Raw genomic sequence first — 1,715 nt, forward strand, 5'->3', positions numbered from 1 at the left:
CATCCTCATCTGTAATGATTAACTCATCATTCACAACTTCAATCTGATATTCCTTTAATCTTTTACCTTCCCTATCCAATAAAATCTTTAATTCGCTTTTAATTGCGATAATTTCATTCAAAGCCGAAACTAAAAAATGTCCTGAACCCACCGCAGGATCACATATTTTTAAACTATTAATAATCGTATTAGCATCTTTTTTATCCTCTATTTTATCATATAAATCATCAATATTTTCACAACTCCAACCTTTAATTTCATTAAACTTCTGAACAACCGCTTTTCTAATTGTTTCCCGACACATATACATAGTAATAAAACCGGGAGTAAAGAAAGAACCGTCTTGATAACCATTAATTTTCTCGAAAATTAAACCCAGTACAGACGCATTAATTAATCTTTTATTCTCCTCTTGAATTTCTTCCCCAGTTTCACTATTAAAATCATAAGCGTCCAGAAAATCAAATAAATATTCTAAAGCGTTAATTTCACCAAATCGTTTTTTTCCGTTATTATCTTTTAAGACAGTAGCAGGAAAAATTTCTAATTTCTCATTTCTCAAATTACTAATAAAAATCGTTGTTTGTTCCATTTCCGTAGGTTCAAATAAAGAACTATTTAAATAAGGAACATAAGTAAATTTGTTTTTAAAACTATCGTTTCTGTCTTCTGGTTTTCGTGCTAATACACTAAAAAACAGACTATTAAGATCATCATAATTTTGCACCTTATTTAAATTTAAAAATCCCCAAGCTAGATCATTTTGATGATATTTAATTAATTGTGCTTCTAATAGTTTGAGAAACAAGATTCTATTTACCCAAGTAATTGCTAATTCTAAACCAAAATTAAAAAGTTGTAATTGGTAATCTTTGACTTGAGAAATTTTGTCTAAACTATCAAGTTGGACAATAGCATTTTCCATGAGTGAACCCGTATTTCTCTCATTTGATTTTTTGCGTTGAATGAGTTTTTTACCACCTTTTTTAACTTCTGTTAAACCGATAATATGTAATAACTCATGATAAAATCCTTTATCAAGAGTATTACTGTCATTTGCGAAAGGTAACTTTAATAAATGTTCTGGAGAAAGTAATTTAAACAGTGGAATTAATTTATGATCATCAGGATTTTCTCCAGGTTGTAAATATTCTTGATATTCTCGAATATCAAAATGAGTAAAAGTGATTTTATCTGCAATTTCGGTAATAGCAGGTTGAGCAATTTCTTGATAAAAAAAAATCAGTTTTTTTACTGATTAATCTTCCGTCGGTAAAATCTTTAAATTGTTGAACTAGGGTTTTATTGTCTTGAAAGAATTTATCAAAATCTTGAGCATCAAAAATAAACCATTCGTAGATATTAGTTGCTATTAAATATTTCAGTTCTAGATTTTTTTCAGTTAAAAGTTCTCTGAGAAAATATAAAACTAATTCCTGAAATGCTTTAGTGTTTAAATTATCAACTTTCAGCATTTCGCTTTTATTCGTCGGCTTTTTAACTTCTAAAATTACACCAACACTGGTTTTAGGGTCTTGACCATTATGAATAACCAGGTCATTTCGTCCTTGAGTATTAATAAAGTGATGAAAACTGTAATATGTGTTATTTAAAAAGTCAGCAATCAGGTTTTTATGAAATTCCTCTGATTCAGATTCGTTAATTTTTGCAATTAGGTTTTTTAAATGTTTTTTGAAAGTTTCAATATCATTTCT

At 28.2% G+C, this 1,715-nt stretch carries 2 protein-coding genes; both read right to left on the bottom strand.

What is annotated here, in order from left to right; translation table 11 throughout:
• The coding region (locus tag ACIR131C_RS26435; protein WP_479723996.1) for a type IIG restriction enzyme/methyltransferase at positions 1-1,246 on the bottom strand (1,246 nt) is incomplete at its 3' end.
• Positions 1,191-1,715: DUF7149 domain-containing protein (locus ACIR131C_RS26440; protein ID WP_028088700.1), on the bottom strand; the 525-nt coding region annotated here is incomplete at its 5' end. The genes ACIR131C_RS26440 and ACIR131C_RS26435, both read right to left, overlap by 56 nt.

It is taken from the genome of Dolichospermum circinale AWQC131C (genome assembly GCF_000426905.1).
Taxonomy (GTDB): Bacteria; Cyanobacteriota; Cyanobacteriia; order Cyanobacteriales; family Nostocaceae; genus Dolichospermum; species Dolichospermum circinale.